Genomic DNA, 22,100 nt, shown 5'->3' with positions numbered 1-22,100 from the left:
GCCTTACGAGCCGTTGATGTCTGCAAACTTGGTCGTGAACGTACCCTGTTTTGATTTAAACGGTCGCCTGCATAAGCCGCGCCAGCTCGGCACTGGCGCTCGGCCATGTTTCTTTTCTGCTTGGTGTGGCGGGTTTTGCAGCGTGCGGCGACGAATTCCGGCTGGCTCGAGCATCCAGATGTACGTCGGCCTGCATCGCACTCATGAGGTCGTTCTGCCAAGCTATCTTCGTGGCGACGATTTCAGAGAAGGCTCTTTTGCAGCAACGGCCGTCCAAAGGCAGTCAGTAACCAACGGCGGCACCGTCGCTACGCGGGTCGGACCCACCGCTCAGGACCCCACTTTGCCGATCGATTGTTACTCCATGGGCGTGGCCCGCCATCTCGTTCCAAGCGCCCCAACGGTTCAAGATGTGGCCTCTCTGCGCCAGCGCATGCATGACATCATCGGGAAAGCGTCCCTCCAGGTGCAGGGTATCGCGCGCTTCTCCCAGGCCGAAGCGGCCGGAGAGGAAACGCGGCATTTCGAGCGCCTCCTGAATATCGAGGCCATGATCGATCATCGCCGAATACACTTGCAGCTGAATTTGCGGCTGTCCGTCCGCTCCCATGCAGCCGAGCACGCTCCACAGCTTTCCGTCGCGCTTCGCGATGGACGCGATCAGCATGTGCAGGGGAATCTTACCCGGGATGTTCGGGATCAAGAGAGAAGTAGGCACTGCGGTTTTGAAGCACCACGCCGGTTCGTCCCGCTACGAGGCACGAGCCGAACGCACTATACAAGCTTTGGATCAGCGACACGGCATTGCCCTCGCGATCGACTACGGCGACATAGACCGTATCGCCCGCGAGGCTGCCGTAGGAGGGCACCTGGTCCCATCGCAGCGCCGAGCGGATATCGATCGATCCGGCGCGCCTGGCAGCGTAGGATTTGGAGATGAGATTTTGGACCGGCACGTCGGTGAAGGCGGGGTCGGCGAGCACACCGTCGCGGTCGTGATAGGCAATCTGCTTGGCCTGCACCATGAGGTGCACGCGGTCCGTTCCGAGCAGATCCTTCTTATGCAGCTCGTAGGGCTCAAGCAGGTTAAGCATCTCGAGAACGGAGAACCCCTGGGTCGGAGGCGGCGTGTTGAAGATCTCGACATCGCGGTAGCTGCCGACGAGCGGCGCGCCCAAATCGCCGTCTGCTGCTCAAGATCGCTATCACGAAAGAAGCCGCCAGCTTCGCGCGAGAAGCGCGCCAGCTCGGCGGCAACGGCGCCACGGTAGAAGCCGGCCCACCCGGCCTCCGCAATAGACCGCAGCGTATGGGAGAGATCGGGATTGCTGAGCTTTGTCGACCGCCCGCGCCGTCGCTGCATTTGGATTTCTGAAGCGCGACAACGCGCGCCAGGCAATCGTACGCGCAGAAAGATTGAACGCCGAACTGATTAAGCATGCGGACAAGCTCTTCGCGCCGTTCCCTCTCGATGAGGAAAATAAGGCGCAGCGCGCTCGAGCGGTCGATCAGCGCAAACGCGCATTAGCGGAATGGCTGGATGCGCAGATCGCCCGAGACAGCAATGGCGACGAGACAGCATGCCACGTGAAGCCTTGCCCCACCCTAATGTTCGTCAACGGCGCCGGTGAACTCGACCAAAAGCATGACCAGGACCTACGCGATACCTGCGTCATGCTTCTCGATCGGGCTGGCTGCGACTTGCTGACGATCTGCGACATCACTGGGCATTCATACCGAAGCGCGCAAACTATCGTGAAGCACTATCGCGCCCGCAATGCGGATCGCGCTGATTCCGGTATCGACAGGCTTGAATTGCAGGTGCGGAAGGAAGGCATGAAGAGCTGAACGGAGGGCCGGTGGCTCTCATGTGGCTGCGCGTTTCAGCGGTGGATGGCCTTCGGCCCTAATTATCCCACTGGTCGCACGGCGTGCGACGTACGATCATCAAAAGCGTCGTACGCGACCCGGTTTGTTCTGCCGCGGAATTTAAAAAAGCCCTTGGGGCCAATAGCTTAAGGGTGGTGGGCGCACCAGGGCTCGAACCTGGGACCCGCTGATTAAGAGACACGCTATCGGCTTTGATTTCCCGAGTGAATTTTCCCAACTAGATCAAAATTCAAACATTAGAGATCAATAACTTACAGCGAAAAACCCAACCACGCCCGCACGCTGGCCTTCATCTCCATAGGATATAAACGAAAGAGGAGCGTCAACGCTGGTCGATTAAGCGGTGTCCTCCTCAGGCGGTCACGACCGGTGCAGGAGGAGGCGTCACCTTGATTACGATCGCGGGTTCAATTGGCTCCGGCTGCAAGTCGGGGTTTGTGACATAGGCGGGTCCCGGCCCGCCGTTCTTGATCCATGCGTCCCGGTCGGGGACCTTCGTCAATCCAATCGGATAAAGCGTCAGCCCATCCTCTGCGATGCGAATGCGGATAAAATTGCGATGCGAGTCGCGGCGCATTGAGCTGAACGCGTCATTATGATTGAGATCAAGGTAGCCTGATGAAACATAGAGGTAGATGCCGAACAGTTCGGCCGCGACCACTCCGCCAAGACCGATCATTTCGGCGGCAAAAAGCAAGAAATGAAGTCGGGGCCAATCCGTAGGATCGAAGACGAGCGCGTTGAGACTGGCGAACACCGCGCCGAGCCCGATCGTGGCAAGGCTATGCAACACACCATTCACAATGGAAACCAATTTTACCTTCGTACTGCTTCCTTCTGTCCGCTTGGTGTACGCGTAAAATCCACCGGCCATAACGAGGGGCGCGACGTACCAGATGTCCCATGGAAAGAACGATCCCAACAGCCCAAGCAGCCAGTAGATGGCCCCGAGCACGAGCCCAAAGCCGGGATTGTAGGCAGGAAAGCGCAGATTGCCGCGCAGCATGGCCATGCTATCCGCGCGGCTTGGATAACAGGCTTCCTGGGGCACGCCCTCTTTTGTTTTCCACGAGCCAAGCGTGAGTTTCTTGACCGAACTTTTCATCCAGGTGATTTCGTCCGCCGGACGGTAGACGTCCACGGTCTTTGCAAGCTGATGCGTGGGATGAAGAAAAGCGCCGCCGCCTCCCGAAGTGACAAATTGCGTCATGCCGTCATCGCCCTCGTAGCGGCTGTAATGGTGCGTGTCGCCGGAGATCACGAGAGGAATCCGTACGCCCTTGCAATGCCGGAGCGCGATCCAGGCCAGGTAATCCATGATTTTGAGCGAGCCGTTGCCAATGACGCGCGTGTAGAGCCAGCCGGGCTCAGGCCCGCAAAGGATAATGTTGGAATTCTCTGGCATCTCTTTGGCGATGGCGACGAAGTAATCCTTCTGCGGCTGATCCATATCGTCATCGAGTTGCGAGTCCATGCCCCAGATCCACCATTGTGGGGTCAGTTGAAGCGCAAAATAGCTGCGCCGCTGGTGTGTCCGCCAGCCACCAAGATGGAGATGCTCTCGCCGGCTGAAGAGTGCCAGAAAGAGCACTAGGCCGTCATACCAGTCGTGGTTTCCAGGCAGCGCATAAACCGGGGGGCCCTTCAGCAGACCGGGGTGGGGATCGGGAAAGGCCCATCGGTAAGGCGTTAATAGCTTATCGCGGTACGCCTCAGCCGAGGCATGCGGGTAGACTTCATCACCGCCCATCACCAGCAATTGGCCCCGAGGTAAATCCTTGCCTTCGAAGTCAAGCGTCTCTCGTGCCAGCAGGGACGCCATCGCGTAGGTCGCATCGAAGCCGTCGCCAAGGTCCGCGACATAGTCGATCCAAACGGCCCCTTCCTCATCGGGTTTAAAGGCCCACACTTCTTCATTTTCGTTGCCCGGCATGAATTGCTGCGCACGCCGGACCAACTCCTTCGGATCGACGGGATCGAGCGCCGCCAGCACCAGGCGGCGATCAGCATACTGCCCGAAGACATCGGAGACGATGACGCGCCAAAGCAGTTTGATCAGCAGCCTAGGCTCAAACCAGCCTGCCATGTACGGCAGAGCGCGGGGTGTCTTGTCAGATGGTGTCGCCAAACGATTCTCCCTTTAGGGTAGAATACGTGGCTTCCTTCTCGTATTCCGTGCCCTGGTGGTTTTTCCACCGAAATTGCGCGACGGCTCCCGAAGCCCTGCGTCCCGAACGCAATGAGCATCTTCTAAGTAGTGATATTTCTTGATGTGGCAGTCGCTTCCGTCCCGTTTTGTTCACGGTCATTTCACCTAATTCGTTGCGAATTCATTGCGGAGTTTCGAGAGAGAACGGCCGCCACGTCTGCTGCCACGTCTCCTGAGGTTGGCTCACCATCGATGCTGACGGACCCAACGGCAGGGCCGGATTGAGCGTTGCCCTCCGAAGGCAAAGGTCACACGTTCGAATCGTGTGGGGTGCGCCGGTAATTTCAATCAGTTATCTGCCTTTAGTGGATCGGCGGCCTCGACCGGGTAAGCACAGGGTAAGCAGCCTATTCCGTTCGCGCCTCCGAGCGTTCGCAGAACGAAGGCGCGGCGGCTCGCGAGCGACTTGAGATCCCGCCAAGCGCGTTAGTGGTTGCGCGCAAACCTGAATTGTTCCGTGCCGCGCTCGGTCGGATCCGGTCCCCGCTCCGTGATGCGAAATCCCTCATGGGCCCCGACGAATACTTGCTCAGAGATCCAATTTCGCTCGTATCTGACGAGCTTCTCCTTGGAAGCTAGCGACAAGCCCGGGCCGTTGTCGCTCAGGTACGATGTCTGGATTTCTCGTCTGGTTTTGTCGCTGATAGGAACGCGGTGCCAGGCCATCGCTGCCGGCCGGACCGAGCACAGGGCCTTGATGGTTTCCAATGCGTCCGGGATATACTGGATGGCACCATTTGAGTGGACGAGGTCGACGCTGCCGAGCCAATCGGCGGCGTGCTCGATGCGCTCGAAGAACATCAGCTTATCGGTGCCAAGCTGCTTCGCGCGCTGCACCATCGCCGGCGTCTCAACCACCGCCCAGCTAATGTCCGGGGATTGCTGGCGCGCCAGCTTGTAGTGCAGGCCTGCGCCGCCGCCGAAGTCCAGAACCGCCTTCAGGCCCGCGACCAACGGCCAGTCGCCGCCCGGCTTATAGTTGATTGTCTTGAGAAAAATCGTTTCTACCAGATCAGGGTTTTCGTACCCCTCAATGATCTCCCGCGGCGGAAACAGCTTACGCTTTACCCTTTGCACGAAATTCATAGCGGGTGAGCCCGGCACACTTTTTGATATGTGCTGCGCTCGTACCACAATCAGAAACATTTTGAAACAGTTACCGGCTGGGCCCCTCAAGACCCTCTCAAGACCCGAGTTGCATCCGTTTCAAGGCACGGACGAGCCCAGCCGTGTCCTTGAACCTGCGGGGATAGTCCCGGTTCACGACCGCCTCAGTCATGATAAGCCGCCGCTCAGAAATGCGGTCTCTCGACGTCAGGATGTAGTCGAGAGGCTCCTTATTCTGCTCGTCCAGCCTGACTATAACGACGATGCCCGGACGCTGCTTGGAGCTGCGCCCCAGTGACCAAACCCGACAGTGCCGTTGGGGATGCTGCCAGCATCGAATGACGCGCAATGATATGAATGACCCGTCTTTCAGGACCAAGCAGCCTCCGGTCCGCTCAGCAATGAGATCGGAGTTCACATTCAGCAAGCCAGCGCCAATCTCCGCGGCGAGCTGTTTGATCAGATTCACGCGCTCGTCACGCGTCTCGATGTAGCTATAGTCTCCTGGCGGAGCGAAACCGATCAGCGCATATGCCTTGCGAAGGCTGCCGAACCGGCGTTCATATATAGACGCGCATGGCACACCCTTCGCTCGGTTGATCGCATCGGCAGACAACGTGCCCAACCGGAGCAGTAGAACGCGCAACTTCTTGAGCAACAACTCGGACGAAAAATTCTGTCGTACCCGACGTTCGACAATCCGCTGAGCCTCATCGAACACGTTGCGAGGTACCATTTGCTCAAGGGTACCCTCTTTGCGAATCCACTTGGCTTTGCCGTTGATAACGCGACGCCCCCGTAGGTAGCTCGATGTGCGAAAATAGACGGTGTTGCCGATGTAGTTTTCATTGCGAAGAATGCGGCCGATCATCTGAAGATCCCACGGCATTCCGATATGGTTGGCAACGCCGCTCGCGTTCAGCTCGCGAGCGATGGCAGTCTCCCCTTTCCCGCCGACAAAGCTCTTGAATATCCACCGCACGGTCGAAATTTCCTCGGGGGATCCGGCCCGTAGCAACACTCTATCAGTCTGCAATGCCTTCTGCTGACCGGGTTCGAGAAAGCCCCTCGATTTGCCGGTTAGGTCGACCAACTCCCTGCGCAGCGCGAAGCCCGGCCGACCGCCCACCCGATAGCCCAGCTGGACGATCCGGCTATGTCCCGCAAAAATCTTCGCCGATTTGTCACGGCTGTCCTCGGCCGCCATCAGGCGCTTCATGTTCTTCCAGAGGCCAGACATCGGACTTCCATCGTTCTCGAAGACTTCCGCACAATAGATTACCTTCACGCCAGCCAGCTTGCAGATAAACTCGTAGTAGGCGCTTTCATCTGTGTCCTGAAACCGCCCCCAACGACTGACGTCCCGCACCAGGACGTTCGCGAAGTCAGCGGCTCCCGATTGTACGTCATTGAGCAGATCGATAAGACCACGGCGATTATTGATTCTCAGCCCGCTAATGCCCTCATCGATATACGAGCGCACAATCTCAAGCCGGTGCTCGGCCGCGTAGCTCGCGATCAGAGCCATCTGATTTGCGATCGAGTACTGTTGTCTATCTGTCGACATTCGAATGTATTGGGCCGCCCGAAGCTCGTGCTCGCGTCGTCGCGGAAGGCGCGCATTTTGAACAGTGAGCGCAGTTCCCATGGAACGCCTCCGGCTGTTGGTGACGTCCAATCTACCCCAGGCTGACGCGTCTGTCAGGGCCGGGATGATCTCTTCCCGCGCCGTCAATCAACGACTCGTTTTCATGTCTCTCTATCTTCGATCAGTCATGTCATCACGCGAAGCGGCGCTTGAAGGTGGAAGGTTGCACCATTTCTGGAGCCCCTCATTCACGATAGAGAATCTGATCGATACGATCGAAGGACTCCTAACGGCCCGGGAGTCACGGACGACAACGACGAACGTGCGTAGCCATCGCATCGGCGGCCCCCTGGCCTCCAAGGCTAATTTGTCAGTAAAGGATGGAGCAAGAGATCAGGAGTTCTTCCTCCCTTAGGAGTGGGCCCAATCCTCTGATTCCTCTGAGAATCGAACCTGCAAGCTACAGCTTTGGAACGCCCAGCATCCGGCAAACCCGCTACGAGTCCGAAGCCACCGCGATAGATCTCGCGCGCCAAGCGCGCTGGGAGTGTGTCAAGGGATTGAAGGCCGCGGGCTCGAACGCTAGTAAGCCGCGGGCATCACGTCATCGTTAGGACGATCTTGCCGATGTGCTGGCCCGTCTCCATCCTGCGGTGGGCATCGGCAGCTCGCTCGAGAGGAAAAGTACTGTCGATGACGGGCCTAAGGCGTTCTTGCTTGAGGACGGGAATGGCATTTGTCTCAACGGCGTGGGCCAGTCGCGCCTTGGCTTCCACAGATTGCGCCCGAAGCGTTGAGCCAGTGTAGACTAGGCGCTTGATCATCAACAGGCTGAAGTTGGCTCGCGCGAAAGGAGTATTCATGAAGCCGATTTGCACGATGCGTCCGTCAACAGCCGCGGCTTCAAGGTTCCTGCCAATATAATCGCCACCGATCGAGTCCAGAATAACATGCGCGCCAGCGCCGTCGGTTGCAAAAAGAACCTCTTGAACGAAATCGTCATTCCTGTAGTCGATCGCGACATCGGCGCCGAGCTCGCGGCAGAAGTCGCATTTCGTTGCGGAGCCCGCCGTGACGATCACTTTGGCCTCGAAAGCTTTGGCGAGCTGAATTGCGGTCACGCCGATTCCCGATGTGCCGCCGTGAACGAGAAGGGTCTCGCCGGCATCCAACCGACCACGCTGAAACACGTTGTGCCACACTGTCATCAGTGTTTCTGGTACTGATGCTGCCGCCACCATGCTCAACCCGGTCGGGATGCCAAACGTATGCGCCTCGTGAGCAAGGCAGAATTGCGCGTAGCCTCCTCCGGTGACCAGTGACATGACCTTCTCGCCTAACTTAAACCGGGTTACTTTGGATCCTCTCGCGGCAACCTCTCCTGCCACCTCCAGTCCCAATATGTCACTTGCTCCAACCGGTGGCGGGTAGTGGCCACGCCGTTGAACGATGTCTCCGCGGTTCAACCCTGCGGCCGCCACTTTGATCAGGATTTCATTCGGTCCAGGAAGCGGCACGGGACGTTCATCGGTCACGAGCCCCAGGGCACGGACCCGGTTTCGTGGCAGCGATGGTATGAATCGGCCGACCGTGTTGTCGCGAGGACCGAGATAGGTCCGGACATTATCGTCTCAACCGTCTTCGTGGTTCTCGATCTCGGATGCGATCCAGATCGCCCGCTTGTTTTCGAAACAGAGGTCATGGAAGCCGGCGTAGCCTCCGTCGATGCCCGGCGGGTGCGTTACCCAACATGGGTCGAAGCTGAACGCGGCCACGCAAAACTCGTAAGCGAGTATCGCGACATCTAAGCGTGCATCTTCTGTGCTGCACGGAACTGCGAGTTTGTCGACGGGCCACCGGCCAAAGGGCCGTCGCGGGATTGTCGGCCCGCGACGGAGTCGAATTCCAGTCCTTCCGGGAGGCAGCGCTCCTGGAATGTGTGAATCGGAAGAACATAGACGCACCGAGCTGGAGGCCCAAAAGTCCCCGCCCGCGGAAGTCACGCCATCCGGTCGAGCAACTTCTTGGCCTTGGCCTCCATGTCCAATCGGACATCCTGATGCGGCTTGTCGCGCGCGACGGCGGTGATGCCCTGCACAAAATCGAAGATGCTTTCAGGTGGGCGGCCTTCCTCCGCCAGCACTGCGTCGATCACCCTGCCGGTCTCAGCCTTGGAGAAGCCGCGGCGGCGCAGAAATTCGGTACGATCCTCATCGCTGCGTGCCACGATCCGCTCGCGGGCGGCCTTGATGCCATTAACGAATGGCATGGGTGAGGAGTTAGCGAAGTTCAGCAGCGCCGGCGCCGCCTCGTGGGCAAAGCGGGAGGCTGCGTATTTGGAATGGCGGATAGTGATCTCCTCGAAATCCTCCACGCCCCATAGATTGCGATTTTGGCAGACCGCACGGAGATAGAAGCTCGCCATGCCGAGCGTCTTCGCGCCAACCTCCGAGTTCCAGCAATAGAAGCCGCGGAAATAGAGGTCGGGCGAGCCGTCCCGGAGACGGCCAGCTTCGATCGGATTCAGGTCATCGACCAGGAAAAGGAAAACGTCCCGGTCCGATGCATAGAGAGTGGTCGTGTCCTTGGAGATGTCGACACGGGGATTATAGATGCCGGTTGACCAGTCGAGCACACCAGGCACCTTCCACCGCGTATCCCCCGTACCATTGCCGGCAATGCGCTGCACGGCCTCAACCAACTCGTGGTCGAAGATCCGGCCATAATCGGGGCCAGTGACGGCACGAAGCTCAACGCGGCCATCTTCGGTCTCGAGAGTTTTGATCTGCTCGACGCGATTGGAGGTCAGGCCATATTGCAGGTTGATGCCTGCGAGTGCTGCAGGGAGTTGCCGCAGGTAAGTGGCCGGAGCGCCAACCTGGCTTGCGAGCTGGCCGAAGCTCCAGTGGGTCGGCGCGACTGGCTTGTCCGCGCCGGGCAGCATCAGAGCCAAGCGCTCGGGGTCGGCACGGCTTGCTTCGACATGGATGAGCGCGCTTTCGACCACGCGCGTCCGGCTGCGATCCGTGCGATCACGCACCGTGCGGGCCAGCTCGTTGAGCGACAGATAACGCTCATCCGCGGGACGGGAAAACCATTCCGAGGACACTCGACCAACGCGCTCGCCGCGATTCACATCCACTCTGTAACCGCCACCGACGTCGCGGCGGGCATCAAGAACCTGCATATTCATGGGAGACATCTCCATGACGGGCGCCGGAAGACTCTCCTCCGGCCCTCAACCCGTCACGGTCAACGCCGCTCCACTCTTCCTCTTATGCATCATTGATCGTGACGCCCATCAGGCGTGCGCGCACGCGCATCGCCGCAACGGAAAATGGCACCCGGAGAGCGTGAGCATAGCGACCCGAAGGGGCACGCGGGTCCGAGTGCAGCGACGAGACCGGTTAACAGCGGCGCCCGGGAACGGGGCAGTGATAGCGATCGCCGAAGGCGAGCCCCTTTCCCGAGTGCCCCCGGCGAGGAGCTCCGAAGCTCTTGCGCGAGGGATCGAAGCCGGACCGCCGAGACGCAAAGCGGCTCGGTTCACGAGAGCCCGATGCGGCAAAGCCGCACGCGCGCGCAAGCGGAAGAACTCCGCTTAGGCTCGACCCGGTTGATCTAGATTTCCTCGCGCGCATGCGTCTGCGCGTCATAGATCCTGATCTGAAGCATGGGAAAACGCTTCTTTAGTTCTTCGCCACCCGCCCTGGCGCCGTCCCTGGTTGTAAATTCGGCTTTCAACCGGCTGTCCAGTTCAAGCGCGTAACCAGAGGCCGGCAATTCACGGGTGGCTGCAACCATTTCATTCCCATTATGCAGTGAGGTGATTGGGAATGATGGGTAGCGTGAGTCGCCCAAACCGCGCCAGAGCCACCTCGGTGATAGGCCAACACACGTTGTGGATCGGCATCTCTCTGGAATCGCATCAAGGATGGGCATTTGCGTCATCCGAGCAGGTGGCCGGCTTTCCACTTGCCCGAATGCATGCACGATAGAGCCACGGCTCGACGTAGCTTCCCTTCCAGAGTCCCTGGCCGGTACGTTCTGCCTCGCGCTGAGCTTCGCGATATCGGCCCTTCGAGTATTGAGGCCAATCCAGCGCAAGGCCGCTCCGTACGAGCCATTCAGCGAGATCCCTGCCTGCGACCGAGCAGGTGGCGACGGTGCGGCCATACGGGTCGAGGCTGACTGGAACACAATTGACGGGACGGCGGGCAATGAAGGCGTCAAGGTCGTTCGCGGTCTGCCTACCGCAACGATATTGTAGGCCGTCTTCGCCGCGGCACAGCTGGCTGCTCTCCGGTGCATCGATGCCCCAAAGCCGGATGCGCACTCCATGTATTTCCAACGTGTCGCCGTCGATAACGCTGGCCTGTCCGACAAAATCGTCCGCCAGCGCCACGCTCGACAGAATGGCGAGCATCAATGCGATAGAGGTTGGACGCATTCCAATGACCTTGTACATATATCAAATCTCGCGGATTGGATTGGTAGTTCTCGAGTTTTTTCAGCGCCGGCAGGTTCTCGCGTTAGATGGTAGGCTGGTCAGCCGGCGAAGAAGATGGGTAGCGTCCCAATGCACCGATCGGGATGAGGCAAAAGGCGCAGCAGCACCCTTTGCCAGAGGAGACCTTGAAAGTCGTCATGCGCGACGCGGACAAGGAAGACAAGATTGCTGCGTAGCTGTTTTGCACAGTGCGGCGGAACACGTGGAAAAGCTGCTGCCCCGACGATTTGGAATCCCTGCTCTGTGTTAGCAGCCGGAACGAATCGAGGGCCGCAAGGATTCGCCCCTCGCGGAGGAGCGATTTTGATGCTGATGACCAAGGAGAGGCGAACGGCGATCCGCACGGTATGTGGGTGGGCGATAGCCGTGCTGCAGGAGGCAGGAGCGATCCGCGAGTGTGAGTACCACGGCTGGATGCAGGACCGCGCAGATCCGCACGCCCGTGAGCGGGCGATCGAAATCGCCCGCCAGGATCCGCCACCGGGCCTTTCGCCCGAGGCGACTGCCGGCGTGCTGACCGAGGTCCTGGACTCGATCGGCGATACCTGCCCCGAATGCCCGCCCGAGGTCTAGGCAACGCACGCGGCGCCATTAACCGCGGCGATCACCGGCTTCGGACATTCGAGCACGCAGTCGAACGACGCACGAACAAGCCGGTTGTGCCGCGAGTACCCACCGGGCTCCGCTAGGATTCCCGCGGGGCGCCCTAATAGCCCCGCTTCTATCGACGAACTCCGCCAAGGCCGGTCAAGATTCGAGATTCGCTATATACTAGGTGGCCGGCTTTCTGGATTCCCGGGAGCTCCACAAGAACACTGTCAATTATACAGGAGCACCCGATGAACAAACCTACCAAGAACCCCTCCACGACGATCTTCTTCGAGACCGCCGACCAAATCGCAAGCCAAGCTGCCACTCTGCTTCTCGAGGGAGGCCGAACATATCAGATCGACAAAAGATGGAGCTTCCGCTCGGACCGGCCCCACACCACGGGCATGCAGCAGCACAACCACATTCTGTTCAAAGGCAATGAAGTTGCCGTCATCAACAAGGACGGCACGCCCAGCCATAACACCTCGCGAGAGGGGGGGCGGCTGCGCTCCCTTCCCACCAGGAGAAGGTTTCCGCATCGATCTGAGACAAACCACCGCCAAGTGCGGCCCCGTTTCCTGATGGAGAGCTCGTAGAGAGCAAAGTTGCCAGACGTCATGACACGACCGACCTCAATACAGGAAAGTGACAATGACAATTTTGACAGACAACATCCGTCTGCAACCCGAGTTCCGGGCGGAATGCTATCTAGCGCTCATCGCCTCCCGAGACAATCTGCACAATGCATGCCGCCCATTCGTCCTTAGCGAGCAATAGTGAAGGAGGTTGAAATGCGTAGCCTAATTTTGGGGTGGTGTTCGTAGCGATAGCAACGATGGGCTTTTCATCGTTTATTTCGGCAGCTCTTTCTGCAACGCGGGATGCGAAGTCCGCGACATTCTCAGAGCGGTTTGCGTTACCAAACGTCCCGATGTGCACCTTCGCGGTCCGGCTCGAGTGTGCGTTCTTAAGTGGCTGCTTTCCGGGATCATGGATCAGCGCTCCGAGGTTCGATCAGACTTCGTAGCGCGCCTTGCGAGAGGGCCTACCTAGGTCGAATGCCCGCTCTGCAAGACCGAGTTAGACGTCGACCTAGCTGCGCTGCGGCATCCCCCAACGACGTTGGTCCACGACCTCGTGAGCCGGCGTCGCTGCAGCAAGTGTGCTAAGGCCGGCCGTCGACCCGCCACTCTCCTGCAATTGGCAGCCCGTCCCCGTCAGGCACCTCCGGAGGTCTGAACGTGTGCAATCTCTACTCGATGACGAAGAACGTGGATGCGATCCGTCGCGTGTTCGGCGCGCTCAACAGCAGCATTGGCAACGCAGGCGCAAGCTTACGGCCGCTAAGAGCGGAAGCCGTGCAGTCCGCACGATAGCAGGCTCCCGCTCCGTCGCGCCCCGGTGGCTGCGATCCGGACATTGGGCCGTTGCCTTCCGAGGGCTGGCATCTTAGGGCTAAACAGGCGGCCCCAGCCAGAGCCAATGAGTTCCCGTTGACGGCGCCGGGCTTCAGTTCCATATTCGAGAAATTGCCTGTTGAGCCCTAGAGATCGCTGGATGACGCTGTCGGATCGCGTGAAGTCAATTTTGCAAGTCGTGTTGGAAGAGACGTGCCGGGAGCTTCCGAACGGGGGTGACCATGAGAGCCGGAAGGTCATTGCCGAACAGCCTCTTGTAGCTGCCGAAGCCTGGCACACCACCTTGGATGAGCTGCGGGCTGCTGCGCTGCGTGCATTCCTGAGCGCAGCAAAGATGACGCGGCAATAAAGAGGCGTTGGGGACAATTTGTGGCTTCGGTGCTGCTTATAGAAGATGAAGCACTCATCCAGATGATGATAGCCGACATGTTGGCAGAGCTGGGCCACACCGTTGTGGCCGAAGCCAGTGATTTGCCCTCTGCTCTAGAGCACGCCACCAACACCGAGTTTGATTTTGCTGTGCTGGATGTTTTGCTTGGCCGCGCCAGTAGCGAACCGGTTGCGGTCATCCTCACAGAGCGCAACATCCCGTTCGCTTTTGCGAGTGGCTACGGGGCTGAAGGAATACCGGACGGATTTCAGGATCGCCCGCTTCTCACCAAACCTTTTCAGATAGATCAGCTCGAACGTTGTATAGCCAAGCTGATAGATCGAAGTTGAATGCGGAACGGCCAGCAGACAAGGACGTTACGAAGTACCTTTACGTTGAGGTCCTTTGTGATGCCGCGCTATTACTTAAATGTTACTCACGAACATACGCAGATTGATCGCGTCGGCGAGGACTTGCCCGACAAGCATGCGGCTTGGAAAGAAGCGACGGTAATGGCGGGTCAGACCTTGCAGGGAATTGATGGGAAGCTGGTACCCGGCCGGGAATGGCGGATGGAAGTTAAAGACGAATTTCAGAACATCCTTTTTGTCCTGCACATAAACGCTGAGAAACCTGAGTGACGGACGTTCTAGCGAGGGACAGGCCAGTCCTTCACCTGAAGAGCTCAGGACGGCGATAGAAGCGTTCGCAGTTTTTCCTTCAACTGGTCTACCGAGAAGGGCTTGCCGATTGCGGGCGCATCTCTGAACTCGTACTCCAAGGGCGGTGCGCCATAGCCGGTGCTGAAGAGGAAGGGAATGCCTCGACCGCGTAAAACGCGAGCTACCGGGAAAACAAATTCTCCAGCAAGGTTGACGTCCAGAAGCGCCAGATCGAAAGAGCCGGTGGTCGCCAATTCGCATGCTCTATTTAGATGGGCAGCAGAGGCAACAACCTTGAGGCCCAATTCCTCCAGCATGTCTTCGATCATAAGGGCAACCAACCCTTCATCCTCAACGAGGAGGACCCTGGCGCCGGGTGCCTCAGACATTGGCGGACGTCAGCCTAATGGGAAACAGCATGCGACATCGGGTCCCCTCCGGCTCGAACACAAGGTCGAACTCGCCGGCGAGATCATGTTCGACGCAACGCTCCATGAGTCGCGTGCCGAAACCTCGCCGCCTGGGCGGCGCAACCCGGGGACCACCGCGTTCGATCCATTGGCATTCTAACCTGCTTTGACCCTGTTCGCCGTCGACGATCCTCCAGGTGAGCGACAAGGATCCGCCGGGCGCCGACAGCGAGCCGTATTTTGCCGCATTGGTCAAAAGCTCGTTGAGCACCATGGTGACGCTTAGCGCCGTGCGCGCGTCTAGATTGACGTTCGGCCCGCCTGTGACAACCCGCCCACCAGAGACCGGCGCGACGATATCGTGAACCAGCTGCTCGAAAGGGGCATCTTGCCAATTGCGGGTCGTGAGAAGGTCATGCGCACGAGCAAGGGCCAACAGTCGTCCTGTGAACGTTGGCAGAAACTCTTGAAGATCGGCAGCGTGACGAGCGGTCTGACTCGCTAGTGACTGCACCGTGGCAAGCGTATTTTTCACACGGTGATTCAGCTCGTCGATGAGCACCTTCTGGGCATTCTCTGCCTGCTTGCGCTCACTGATATCGACGAGCATGTTGATGGCGCCGACCAGGTTTCCCTCCGCATCGCGCAGCGGCGTCGGATAAGGAATGAACGGCACGCGTTTGCCGTCTGGTCGCTCGGCAATAGCCTCCGCCCCGCGAACCGCGCGGTTTTCACGCAGCGCCACGGCCATCGGACATTCGTCGTGCGGCAGAGGCGAGCCGTCGGGCCAATACAGCTTCCAGGTCACACACCACTCGTCGCCGGGCTGCGGGGTTCTGCCCGCCATTTCGACCGCGGCGCGATTGAAGAAATTAATACGGCCCTTAGCATCAGTGGTGTAGATCGCCGCGGGTAGAGCCTCAAGGAGATCGCGCATGCGTTGCTCGCCCTCACGCAGACGATCCTCCAGCTGTTTGGTGGCGGTGACGTCCTGGGCAACACGCACGCCGTAAAGAAACCGACCATTCGGATCTCGCACCGAAGAACTTGAGATGTCGAGATGGCGCACAGAGCCGTCAGGCCGCAGTGCACGCTTGCGGATCGTGTAGTTCTCGACCTCGCCGCGCACCTGAGCCGCATAGAGTTCGGCATCCTTCGCTCGGTCATCCTGATCGGTGTAGTCGAAGAACGTCATCCCGAGCAGTTCCTGGCGCGAGCGACCAGTGATTCGACATAGAGAATCATTCACCCGCAAGAAGCGGCCGCTTTCGTCCGCTTCGGAGATACCAACGATGGCGGCTTCGTACGTTGCGGCAAGTCGCGCATCACTGGCTTGCTTAGCCTCATTGGCCTCTCGCAATGCCGTTACATCAACCGTGAAGCACCGTGTGTTGACGAACTTGCCGTCCACAAATCGGCTGTTTGACGTAATCAGCACATGCTTCACTGAGCCGTCACGCGCTCGCAACCGCGCGGGATAACGATCGAGCGGCTGGCCACATGAAAGCCGCTGAAGAATGTCGCCGATCACCGGAGCGTCGGCATGAAACTCCGCGATGTGGCGGCCAATGTACTCCTCTGGGCGGTACCCAAGCATATCAAGTTCAGCTTTGTTGGCGCGGAGGATAATGCCCGCGCTGCTGACAATATGCAGGCCGACGGCGCCGTTGTCGAAGAAGTCCTCCAGATCCTGTGTCGTCCGACGAACTTCCTCTTCGATCTGCTTGCGTCCCGTGATGTCCTGGAAACAATTGATAGCGCCTTGAATGCGGCCGGAGTGGTCGCGCAACGCACGGATGTTCACCAGGGCCGTAAAGCGGGAGTCGTCCGGCCGCGAGATGATGACTTCGGCATTGCGCGTAGGCGTGCCGAGACGCACCGCCGTGGCCATAGGGCAGTCGCTATGGGCGAGCGGCGTTCCATCCATCAAATACAGCTGATGCGAACCGCAGAATCGCTCTTTCGTGGCAGCGTCTGGAGTTCGTCCCCACAATTCCACGGCCTCGCTGTTGTAAGCAACGAGCCATCCTTCGGCGTCACAGAGGTACACCGCTCCAGGAATGGCATCGAGGGCCGCGTGTCCAGCCGCGACCAACGCTTCGAACTCCGTGGGGCGACGAGCAGCCAGCGGAAATTCTTCGACATTCGACATAAAGGTGCTCTCGGTGGGAGAGAAGGACGGCCCAATACGAGCCAGCCTGTTCAAAAAGGGACATTGGGCAAAACCCCCGTGGCCCGAACCCTCCCTAACGTCCTGCTCGGCTAGGGGTTCCGCGGGTGCACTACGCACTTCGTCGAAGCTGGAACCATCCTGTTAAAGCACCGCCTACTTCGGTGGTTGGTTGCAGGCCGGGGAAGGCAGCCACTCGCTTCGATGGCCCCAGTCTCAGCTAAACGCGCCTTCCGCAGGGTGCTCGCGCTTGCCAGCACGGAGTTGGGCGGCCTGTCTGGCCAATCGTTCTTCAAGAGAGTGAGTTCGCTTCACTCTCCGGCGCCAGGGAGTCCCGTCCGATGCCGGAGCCAACCCTGAGCACTTAGCGACCGTTCTGCTTCCTTGATCTTCTAAGCACTAAGCGACGCAGGCCTGGCTTCCGAGGCGTGGCCTGGTTTCATGTTAGGAACTGAAACTGCCTGATACCGTTGCGGAGTCGTCGTAAAAGGCTGAGGAACGCGCCATGACACAGCACCGCCGAAGAGTGAAGCAAACTCGATCCCTTGAAGAGCGATTGGCCGAACAGGCCGCCAAGCTGAAAGCACTGGCCGACCGATTGCCCGCCGGAAGTGAGCGCGAGGGGCTCCTTAGAAGGGCACGCTTAGCTGATACCGGCGCCCATCTTAGCGATTGGCTTACCTCACCGGGGTTGCGGCAAACGGAGTAAGGCCACTCCTTGATTTAAGTCAACGGGGCTTCTTTGAAGCTAGGTGCACCATTGGGCCATGACCAAACCCGAGGAACAAAGCGAGGAGAAAGAGGCCAAGCCCTCTGTCTTGGAGGAGGCTCGTCGGATCGTTGAGGAGTACGCCAACGACTTGCGAGAGATCATCCGGAGCCTCCGCCGGAAGATGAACTAAGGCCGCCCCAATTGGCGGCCTCTTTCTGGCGGGCCTTTCCTGCACTCGCCGACGTCTAGCAGGTCACCAGCTTGGGAGCCCCGCCTAGGTCTATCGGATCTTCGAAAGGCCGCCCCAGCCGCCAGTCATCCTTTGCTCTTCACACCCTCCGCAATCGCGCGCTCGACTTCGGCGGCGAGCCCGCTCAGGTGATCCGCCAGCCGGCTGAAGAGTTCTCGCTTCTTAGCATCGCTGGCCAAATCGCGGATGAGGGCGCATTCCGCCGCATCCGTGCGGAGCTTTTCCAACTGAGCCTGCATGTCTTTCATTGCGGTCGGTCCGTTCCCGAACGGGAACTATACCCGGTGTGTGCAAAAGCGGACAGAACTGATTGCCGGTTTTTCCTAGGCTCGAACCACCTTGGCGTTTCCCATTACCGCCAGGGACTTCAGCGGCCCCAGCACCATCGTGATTTTGCTGGGGCCGTTTCTGCCGGTGTGATCAGCCGGCGCCATTAGTCCCGGGCGCACCGAAGCGCCCACGAACGGGATGGATTTCTTATTTGGGACCGAAAGCGCTCAGGAGCCCGATCGCAACGGGTAGCAGGGCGACGCAGGCCCAGAAAGCTGGCGCACCAGAGTTTAGACCGGCAATGAAGATCCCGATGCCAAAGCCGACGATAAAGGCCGAGATCGCATAGGCAACTACTGTGTCCATCGGTCGATCCACAGGCAACAGGATCGAAGCCTTCAGGACGCGCCGCGGCACCAAACGTTCCAGCGCGCTGAGGCGCCCCTGAAGAAGATGGATTTGTTAACGCAAATCAGGTGAGATGACAGGCGGAGCGTGAGAACTCCCGCCAAACAGCCTTGCCCACCTGGGGACGTTCCGTCGTCAGACGCGCGTTTGGTGATGACCGGCTCTCGCATTCGCCGGAGCCCTCTTCCTTGGGAACTACCGGCAAGCGACTGGATTGGTGGCTGTGCTCCGGTTTAAAGCCCCCCCTTGGTGCCGGAGCGTTCAACGGCCCCAGCCGCCGCCAAAGGCTGGGGCCGTTTTTTGTCGACCACCCCCGCCAAGTTTGCCGTTGCCGTAGGAACTATGGGCCCGCGAGAGACTCGTATGGGCAGCTTTCCGCACCTGGGAAATGCCATGCGATATGTTGCGTACGCGGTCGATTTATCCGGCATTGCTCGCGCAGTTTACGAGATCGATTGCCAGACCGACAAAGACGCGGAAGACCGAGCCGAGAAATTTCTAGATGCGCACCCTGTTGTAGAGGTGTGGGACGGCCCCCGCAGGGTTGTCCGGCTAGTGCGCGAGAGCTCGAACTGACCGGTCAAGAAAAGCGCGAGCTTCTGCGAAGGTTCGTGAGGGCGCTTCGGCGACCTGCATGCCCTGTCGCCGGGCCGCGGCTCATGCGGTGGAGCAGCGGCAAAAAATCAAATCGCCGTTTGGGCGGATTCACATATGCAGGCGCGGGAACTGTAGATCAACGCAATTCTGATCGGCCGCTCTGGTTTCGATCCGGTGCGGAAAAACGGCCTCGCATTGACCCAGAACCTCCAGACGCCGAGGCGGTCGCAGTGTTCACAATTTTGCTGTAGTGCTGGGAGGCCGGATGTATAGTTGCGTTGCTGACTTGCGCCAACGTCTCGAAGCCCTTGCCTCTAATCTTTCCGAACTGGAAGAGATTCGACAGCAAGTAGCCCAAGCCGAAGATGAGGCTCGCACGAAACAAGGAGCCAGCTTGACGAGAGATCGGCTGAATCTGGCCGCACAGTCAAAACAGACATAGGGGATATTTGAGGGACCGGCAATTCCTTGCCGACCTCGCGTCAACGGACCAACGGGGCGCTGGTTCGGGTGCGATCATGGGTAAAGAGCAACTCACGAGCATGTCCATCAATGAATTGTGGACCCTCCACACAGACGTCGATGAGATCCTCTCCTCAAGGATAGTCGCTAAAAAGGCAGAGCTCGAAAAGCGGCTTGCGCAACTCCAGCAGCCGACCAGAGGCATCGTTGATCAGCGCCCTACCTAGGCCTGGCAAAGTTTGTTAGCGGCCACGCCACCTTCAAGGGTGCCCAAGCAAGGGCACCGCGAGAAGCGTGGCAGAAAGCAACGCTGGCAGATCAGCTAAACAACAATAGAGGCGAAGTGCCAATCTGTATCGCCGCGTCTGGCCCGCATTGTGTCCTCTCCCAAGCCAGTCGTGCGCCTCAAAAGACCACAGAGGCCCGCCTTCCTATCTCGTCCTCGATTTCTTTAAGCAAGTTGAGGAGCTTGGGACCGTCCATTTCCTCACGCGCGACGCGCTTATAGCGCTCCACGATCTTCGGCGCCGCCGTCGAAATAGGTTCAGCTCCGTTTTCCATCGCCGTATCCCATTCCAAAAGGTTAGCCTCAATCGGTGACTGAGAGCCGAGATGATCCCGCCTTCAAGGCTTAGGTGCAGGCGCGTTGAGTTCGGGCCATTCTGCTTTGGCCCGGTACTCCTCTGCTAGCTCGTGCAGGGCAGCTTTTGTCTGAGGTTCGGTTGTTTACGCGGCTTGCTTTCGCGCGTTTCTCTTCGAGCTGGCGAAGGTCATCTGTCATGGCCGGCTAATTTGCCAGCCGCGCCAGAGCAGCGCACTCACCTAAAGCTAATGGCCGTCCACTCCCCTTCAAGGAAGTGCAACGTGGGAGGCTCAAAGTCAGCTAAGGGTCAACAGCGCCGTTTTGACCAGCGGTGGGGCGCTTCCGCTTTACCCCCGACCCCGGACATCTCTCCGCAATGGTCTGACGGAAGCCATGGGCCATGTGTGGACGGCTCCGGGTTGGGAAGAATCTTCACGCTGCAGGGATTGGTCGGAGCAGCCATGTGTTAGGCCTTTTCGCGCGGTACACGTGACCGCTGGCCATAATGCCCTCCGCGGATCAGGTCCCGGTCAAAAGCACGCATTCGAGATGCCATGGCCCATGTGGGTTGTCCTGATCGCCGGATCGACCGGCACTGCATTACGTGCTGTTCGTCCTCCCAACCGTTACGTCACGCCGGATATGCCCGACGCGATCTCGTTTAGGCCGCCAACGCGGCCGGTTCCTGATAGCGTTCGTTCCTGGCCATCATCGCCCAAGCATTCCGGGCGAGTTTGTTGGCTAACGCGATCGCCGCGACCTTGGCGGGCCGCCGGGCCAACAATCGTGTGAGCCAGGGTCGATGATCGGGGCCGTGAATCTTGGCGTAGCGGATCACCGCGAGTGCGCCAGCCGTGAACAGGCTACGCAAATAGCGATCGCCTTGCTTGGTAATGCTGCCAAGCCTGTCTTTGCCCCCGCTCGAGCTCTGCTTTGGCACGAGACCGACCCAAGCCGAGAAGTCTCGCCCGGATCGGAAGGCTTTAGGATCGGCAATGCTGGCGACCAGCGCTGTTGCCAGCGCCGGACCGACGCCGGGAATAACATCAAGCCGCTGGCTCGTCGCGTTTGATCGATGCCAGGCTATGATGCCTCGGTCGAACTCAAGGATGCGAGCCTTTAGAGCGCACAGTTGTTCGCCGAGAGCGGCTAGGCACATCCGGGCGACCTCCGGGATCCGGCCTTCGGCTTTATCGGCGACGACTTCCAGTAGTTGCTCGACACCTCTGCGTCCGACGGGAGCGACGATACCGAACTCGGCAAGATAGGCGCGGATTGAATTGATGACCGAAGTCTGCTGCCGGATAAAAAGATGGCGCGCTCGATGAAGCATTAGGCAACTTGCTCGATTGTCTTGGTAGGCACAAACCGCATATTGGGTCTCGTGACCGCCTCGCAAATCGCCTCTGCATCGGCCGTATCGTTCTTCTGCCGCTTGACGTAGGGCTTCACGTAACCCGGAGGCATCAACCGCACTGTATGCCCCAACGCCTGCAGTTCGCGGGACCAATAATGGGATGACGCGCAAGCTTCGATTCCCACCAAGCACGGCGGCAGCTTCTCAAAGAAGGAATGCACAAAACGGCGTTTTAACTGCCGGCGCATCACCACCTGACCGGCTGCATCGACGCCGTGCACCTGGAAGACCGACTTTGCGATATCCAGACAATCGTCGAAATTGACTGCATAGGCTGCTCCTCCGAATCGTGGGAGCTTTAAACGGCGCCCACTCCTTGGCACTCTCGTGCCCGTGGAGGAGCCGTCCACAGCATCAGTAGCAGACCCGGCAAGTTCGCTCACTCAGGCCGCAGGCCCCTTCAAGGATGCAAGTGACCTCCTAGGATCGATCGCCTAATACTTGCGTGCAAAGCCAAAATGAGCGCAGCTCCGGCC

The 22,100-nt window shown here is 59.1% G+C and carries 20 protein-coding genes, 1 tRNA gene and 3 pseudogenes; 8 read left to right on the top strand and 16 right to left on the bottom strand.

What is annotated here, in order from left to right:
• Positions 1–283: 283 nt before the first annotated feature.
• Both MOV74_RS40745 and MOV74_RS40740 read right to left on the bottom strand, forming a co-directional pair.
• On the bottom strand, positions 284–667 hold the full coding sequence (locus MOV74_RS40745; RefSeq protein ID WP_258719488.1) for a gamma-glutamyltransferase: 384 nt from the start codon (positions 665–667) through the stop codon (positions 284–286).
• A gap of 13 nt (positions 668–680) precedes the next feature.
• Positions 681–1,363, bottom strand: a pseudogene (locus tag MOV74_RS40740) (gamma-glutamyltransferase).
• Here MOV74_RS40740 and MOV74_RS02795 point away from each other — a divergent pair.
• Positions 1,336–1,848 carry a hypothetical protein gene (locus tag MOV74_RS02795; RefSeq protein ID WP_246917612.1) on the top strand — a complete coding sequence of 171 codons (513 nt, stop codon included), beginning with the start codon at positions 1,336–1,338 and terminating at the stop codon, positions 1,846–1,848. The pseudogene MOV74_RS40740 and the gene MOV74_RS02795 sit on opposite strands and share 28 nt — an antisense overlap.
• 394 nt (positions 1,849–2,242) lie before the next feature.
• Here MOV74_RS02795 and MOV74_RS02790 read toward each other — a convergent pair whose 3' ends face one another.
• Positions 2,243–4,018 (bottom strand): metallophosphoesterase, encoded by a 1,776-nt coding sequence (locus MOV74_RS02790; protein WP_246917610.1) that lies wholly within the window; start codon positions 4,016–4,018, stop codon positions 2,243–2,245.
• A 291-nt stretch (positions 4,019–4,309) separates the two neighbouring features.
• On the opposite strand from MOV74_RS02790, the gene MOV74_RS02785 reads away from it, so the two are divergent.
• Positions 4,310–4,374: transfer RNA gene (locus MOV74_RS02785), tRNA-Arg, on the top strand.
• A gap of 151 nt (positions 4,375–4,525) precedes the next feature.
• On the opposite strand, the gene MOV74_RS02780 is transcribed toward MOV74_RS02785, so the two are convergent.
• The 7 genes from MOV74_RS02780 to MOV74_RS02750 all read right to left on the bottom strand — a co-directional run bounded on the left by MOV74_RS02780 (position 4,526) and on the right by MOV74_RS02750 (position 11,262).
• A complete protein-coding gene (locus MOV74_RS02780; RefSeq protein ID WP_246917608.1) occupies positions 4,526–5,185 on the bottom strand; it encodes a hypothetical protein in 660 nt (219 codons plus the stop codon).
• Between the two features lie 97 nt (positions 5,186–5,282).
• Positions 5,283–6,854 (bottom strand): recombinase family protein, encoded by a 1,572-nt coding sequence (locus MOV74_RS02775; RefSeq protein ID WP_246917606.1) that lies wholly within the window; start codon positions 6,852–6,854, stop codon positions 5,283–5,285.
• A 539-nt stretch (positions 6,855–7,393) separates the two neighbouring features.
• The gene (locus MOV74_RS02770; protein WP_246917641.1) at positions 7,394–8,371 is read right to left on the bottom strand and encodes an NAD(P)H-quinone oxidoreductase; all 978 of its coding nucleotides are present in this window, start codon (positions 8,369–8,371) and stop codon (positions 7,394–7,396) included.
• A 54-nt stretch (positions 8,372–8,425) separates the two neighbouring features.
• On the bottom strand, positions 8,426–8,569 hold the full coding sequence (locus MOV74_RS02765) for a hypothetical protein (RefSeq protein ID WP_246917604.1): 144 nt from the start codon (positions 8,567–8,569) through the stop codon (positions 8,426–8,428).
• Positions 8,570–8,793: 224 nt separating this feature from the next.
• Positions 8,794–9,987, bottom strand: a complete 1,194-nt coding sequence (locus MOV74_RS02760; protein ID WP_246917602.1) for a DUF932 domain-containing protein — start codon at positions 9,985–9,987, stop codon at positions 8,794–8,796.
• Positions 9,988–10,415: 428 nt separating this feature from the next.
• Positions 10,416–10,598: a hypothetical protein gene (locus MOV74_RS02755; protein ID WP_246917601.1), complete on the bottom strand. Its 183-nt coding sequence runs from the start codon at positions 10,596–10,598 to the stop codon at positions 10,416–10,418.
• Between the two features lie 124 nt (positions 10,599–10,722).
• The gene (locus MOV74_RS02750; RefSeq protein ID WP_246917599.1) at positions 10,723–11,262 is read right to left on the bottom strand and encodes a thermonuclease family protein; all 540 of its coding nucleotides are present in this window, start codon (positions 11,260–11,262) and stop codon (positions 10,723–10,725) included.
• Between the two features lie 348 nt (positions 11,263–11,610).
• Here MOV74_RS02750 and MOV74_RS02745 point away from each other — a divergent pair, with 348 nt between their 5' ends.
• The 6 genes and pseudogenes from MOV74_RS02745 to MOV74_RS02725 all read left to right on the top strand — a co-directional run bounded on the left by MOV74_RS02745 (position 11,611) and on the right by MOV74_RS02725 (position 14,324).
• On the top strand, positions 11,611–11,877 hold the full coding sequence (locus MOV74_RS02745) for a hypothetical protein (protein WP_246917597.1): 267 nt from the start codon (positions 11,611–11,613) through the stop codon (positions 11,875–11,877).
• 266 nt (positions 11,878–12,143) lie between these two features.
• Entirely contained in the window at positions 12,144–12,491 is a 348-nt protein-coding gene (locus MOV74_RS02740) for a hypothetical protein (RefSeq protein WP_246917595.1), read from the top strand.
• Between the two features lie 457 nt (positions 12,492–12,948).
• Positions 12,949–13,134: pseudogene (locus MOV74_RS41210) on the top strand (hypothetical protein); the annotation flags it as partial.
• A 318-nt stretch (positions 13,135–13,452) separates the two neighbouring features.
• Complete coding sequence (locus MOV74_RS02735; protein ID WP_246917593.1) at positions 13,453–13,662, top strand: hypothetical protein; 210 nt, start codon at positions 13,453–13,455, stop codon at positions 13,660–13,662.
• Positions 13,663–13,682: 20 nt separating this feature from the next.
• Positions 13,683–14,033, top strand: a complete 351-nt coding sequence (locus MOV74_RS02730) for a response regulator (RefSeq protein WP_246917591.1) — start codon at positions 13,683–13,685, stop codon at positions 14,031–14,033.
• Between the two features lie 60 nt (positions 14,034–14,093).
• Positions 14,094–14,324, top strand: a complete 231-nt coding sequence (locus MOV74_RS02725) for a DUF6894 family protein (RefSeq protein ID WP_246917589.1) — start codon at positions 14,094–14,096, stop codon at positions 14,322–14,324.
• A gap of 44 nt (positions 14,325–14,368) precedes the next feature.
• On the opposite strand, the gene MOV74_RS02720 is transcribed toward MOV74_RS02725, so the two are convergent.
• From MOV74_RS02720 to MOV74_RS02690, 6 genes and pseudogenes are all read right to left on the bottom strand, one after another.
• A complete protein-coding gene (locus tag MOV74_RS02720; protein WP_246917587.1) occupies positions 14,369–14,734 on the bottom strand; it encodes a response regulator in 366 nt (121 codons plus the stop codon).
• Entirely contained in the window at positions 14,727–16,907 is a 2,181-nt protein-coding gene (locus MOV74_RS02715; RefSeq protein ID WP_246917585.1) for a PAS domain S-box protein, read from the bottom strand. The genes MOV74_RS02720 and MOV74_RS02715 overlap by 8 nt, the downstream gene beginning before the upstream one ends.
• 1,045 nt (positions 16,908–17,952) lie before the next feature.
• Positions 17,953–18,135: a hypothetical protein gene (locus MOV74_RS02705; RefSeq protein ID WP_246917581.1), complete on the bottom strand. Its 183-nt coding sequence runs from the start codon at positions 18,133–18,135 to the stop codon at positions 17,953–17,955.
• Positions 18,136–18,364: 229 nt separating this feature from the next.
• Positions 18,365–18,523 carry a hypothetical protein gene (locus MOV74_RS02700; protein WP_246917579.1) on the bottom strand — a complete coding sequence of 53 codons (159 nt, stop codon included), beginning with the start codon at positions 18,521–18,523 and terminating at the stop codon, positions 18,365–18,367.
• Between the two features lie 1,506 nt (positions 18,524–20,029).
• Entirely contained in the window at positions 20,030–20,185 is a 156-nt protein-coding gene (locus tag MOV74_RS02695) for a hypothetical protein (RefSeq protein ID WP_246917576.1), read from the bottom strand.
• A 683-nt stretch (positions 20,186–20,868) separates the two neighbouring features.
• Positions 20,869–21,895: pseudogene (locus MOV74_RS02690) on the bottom strand (IS110 family transposase).
• Between the last annotated feature and the right edge of the window lie 205 nt (positions 21,896–22,100).

Source organism: Bradyrhizobium sp. SHOUNA76, assembly GCF_023006445.1.
In the GTDB taxonomy this organism is placed as follows: domain Bacteria; phylum Pseudomonadota; class Alphaproteobacteria; order Rhizobiales; family Xanthobacteraceae; genus Bradyrhizobium.
The sequence above is the reverse complement of the archived record's forward strand: the minus strand, read 5'-3'. Positions and strand labels throughout refer to the sequence as shown.

What these genes read in the sequence shown, in the direction of transcription:
- MOV74_RS02750 (WP_246917599.1), bottom strand. Translation starts at nt 11,262, where the DNA reads ATGTACAAGGTCATTGGAATGCGTCCAACCTCTATCGCATTGATGCTC.
- MOV74_RS02745 (WP_246917597.1), top strand. Translation starts at nt 11,611, where the DNA reads ATGCTGATGACCAAGGAGAGGCGAACGGCGATCCGCACGGTATGTGGG.
- MOV74_RS02755 (WP_246917601.1), bottom strand. Translation starts at nt 10,598, where the DNA reads ATGGTTGCAGCCACCCGTGAATTGCCGGCCTCTGGTTACGCGCTTGAA.
- MOV74_RS02695 (WP_246917576.1), bottom strand. Translation starts at nt 20,185, where the DNA reads ATGGAAAACGGAGCTGAACCTATTTCGACGGCGGCGCCGAAGATCGTG.
- MOV74_RS02705 (WP_246917581.1), bottom strand. Translation starts at nt 18,135, where the DNA reads ATGAAAGACATGCAGGCTCAGTTGGAAAAGCTCCGCACGGATGCGGCG.
- MOV74_RS02720 (WP_246917587.1), bottom strand. Translation starts at nt 14,734, where the DNA reads ATGTCTGAGGCACCCGGCGCCAGGGTCCTCCTCGTTGAGGATGAAGGG.
- MOV74_RS02780 (WP_246917608.1), bottom strand. Translation starts at nt 5,185, where the DNA reads ATGAATTTCGTGCAAAGGGTAAAGCGTAAGCTGTTTCCGCCGCGGGAG.
- MOV74_RS02700 (WP_246917579.1), bottom strand. Translation starts at nt 18,523, where the DNA reads ATGGACACAGTAGTTGCCTATGCGATCTCGGCCTTTATCGTCGGCTTT.
- MOV74_RS02735 (WP_246917593.1), top strand. Translation starts at nt 13,453, where the DNA reads ATGACGCTGTCGGATCGCGTGAAGTCAATTTTGCAAGTCGTGTTGGAA.
- MOV74_RS02740 (WP_246917595.1), top strand. Translation starts at nt 12,144, where the DNA reads ATGAACAAACCTACCAAGAACCCCTCCACGACGATCTTCTTCGAGACC.
- MOV74_RS02775 (WP_246917606.1), bottom strand. Translation starts at nt 6,854, where the DNA reads ATGGGAACTGCGCTCACTGTTCAAAATGCGCGCCTTCCGCGACGACGC.
- MOV74_RS02725 (WP_246917589.1), top strand. Translation starts at nt 14,094, where the DNA reads ATGCCGCGCTATTACTTAAATGTTACTCACGAACATACGCAGATTGAT.
- MOV74_RS02715 (WP_246917585.1), bottom strand. Translation starts at nt 16,907, where the DNA reads ATGTCGAATGTCGAAGAATTTCCGCTGGCTGCTCGTCGCCCCACGGAG.
- MOV74_RS40745 (WP_258719488.1), bottom strand. Translation starts at nt 667, where the DNA reads ATGCTGATCGCGTCCATCGCGAAGCGCGACGGAAAGCTGTGGAGCGTG.
- MOV74_RS02760 (WP_246917602.1), bottom strand. Translation starts at nt 9,987, where the DNA reads ATGAATATGCAGGTTCTTGATGCCCGCCGCGACGTCGGTGGCGGTTAC.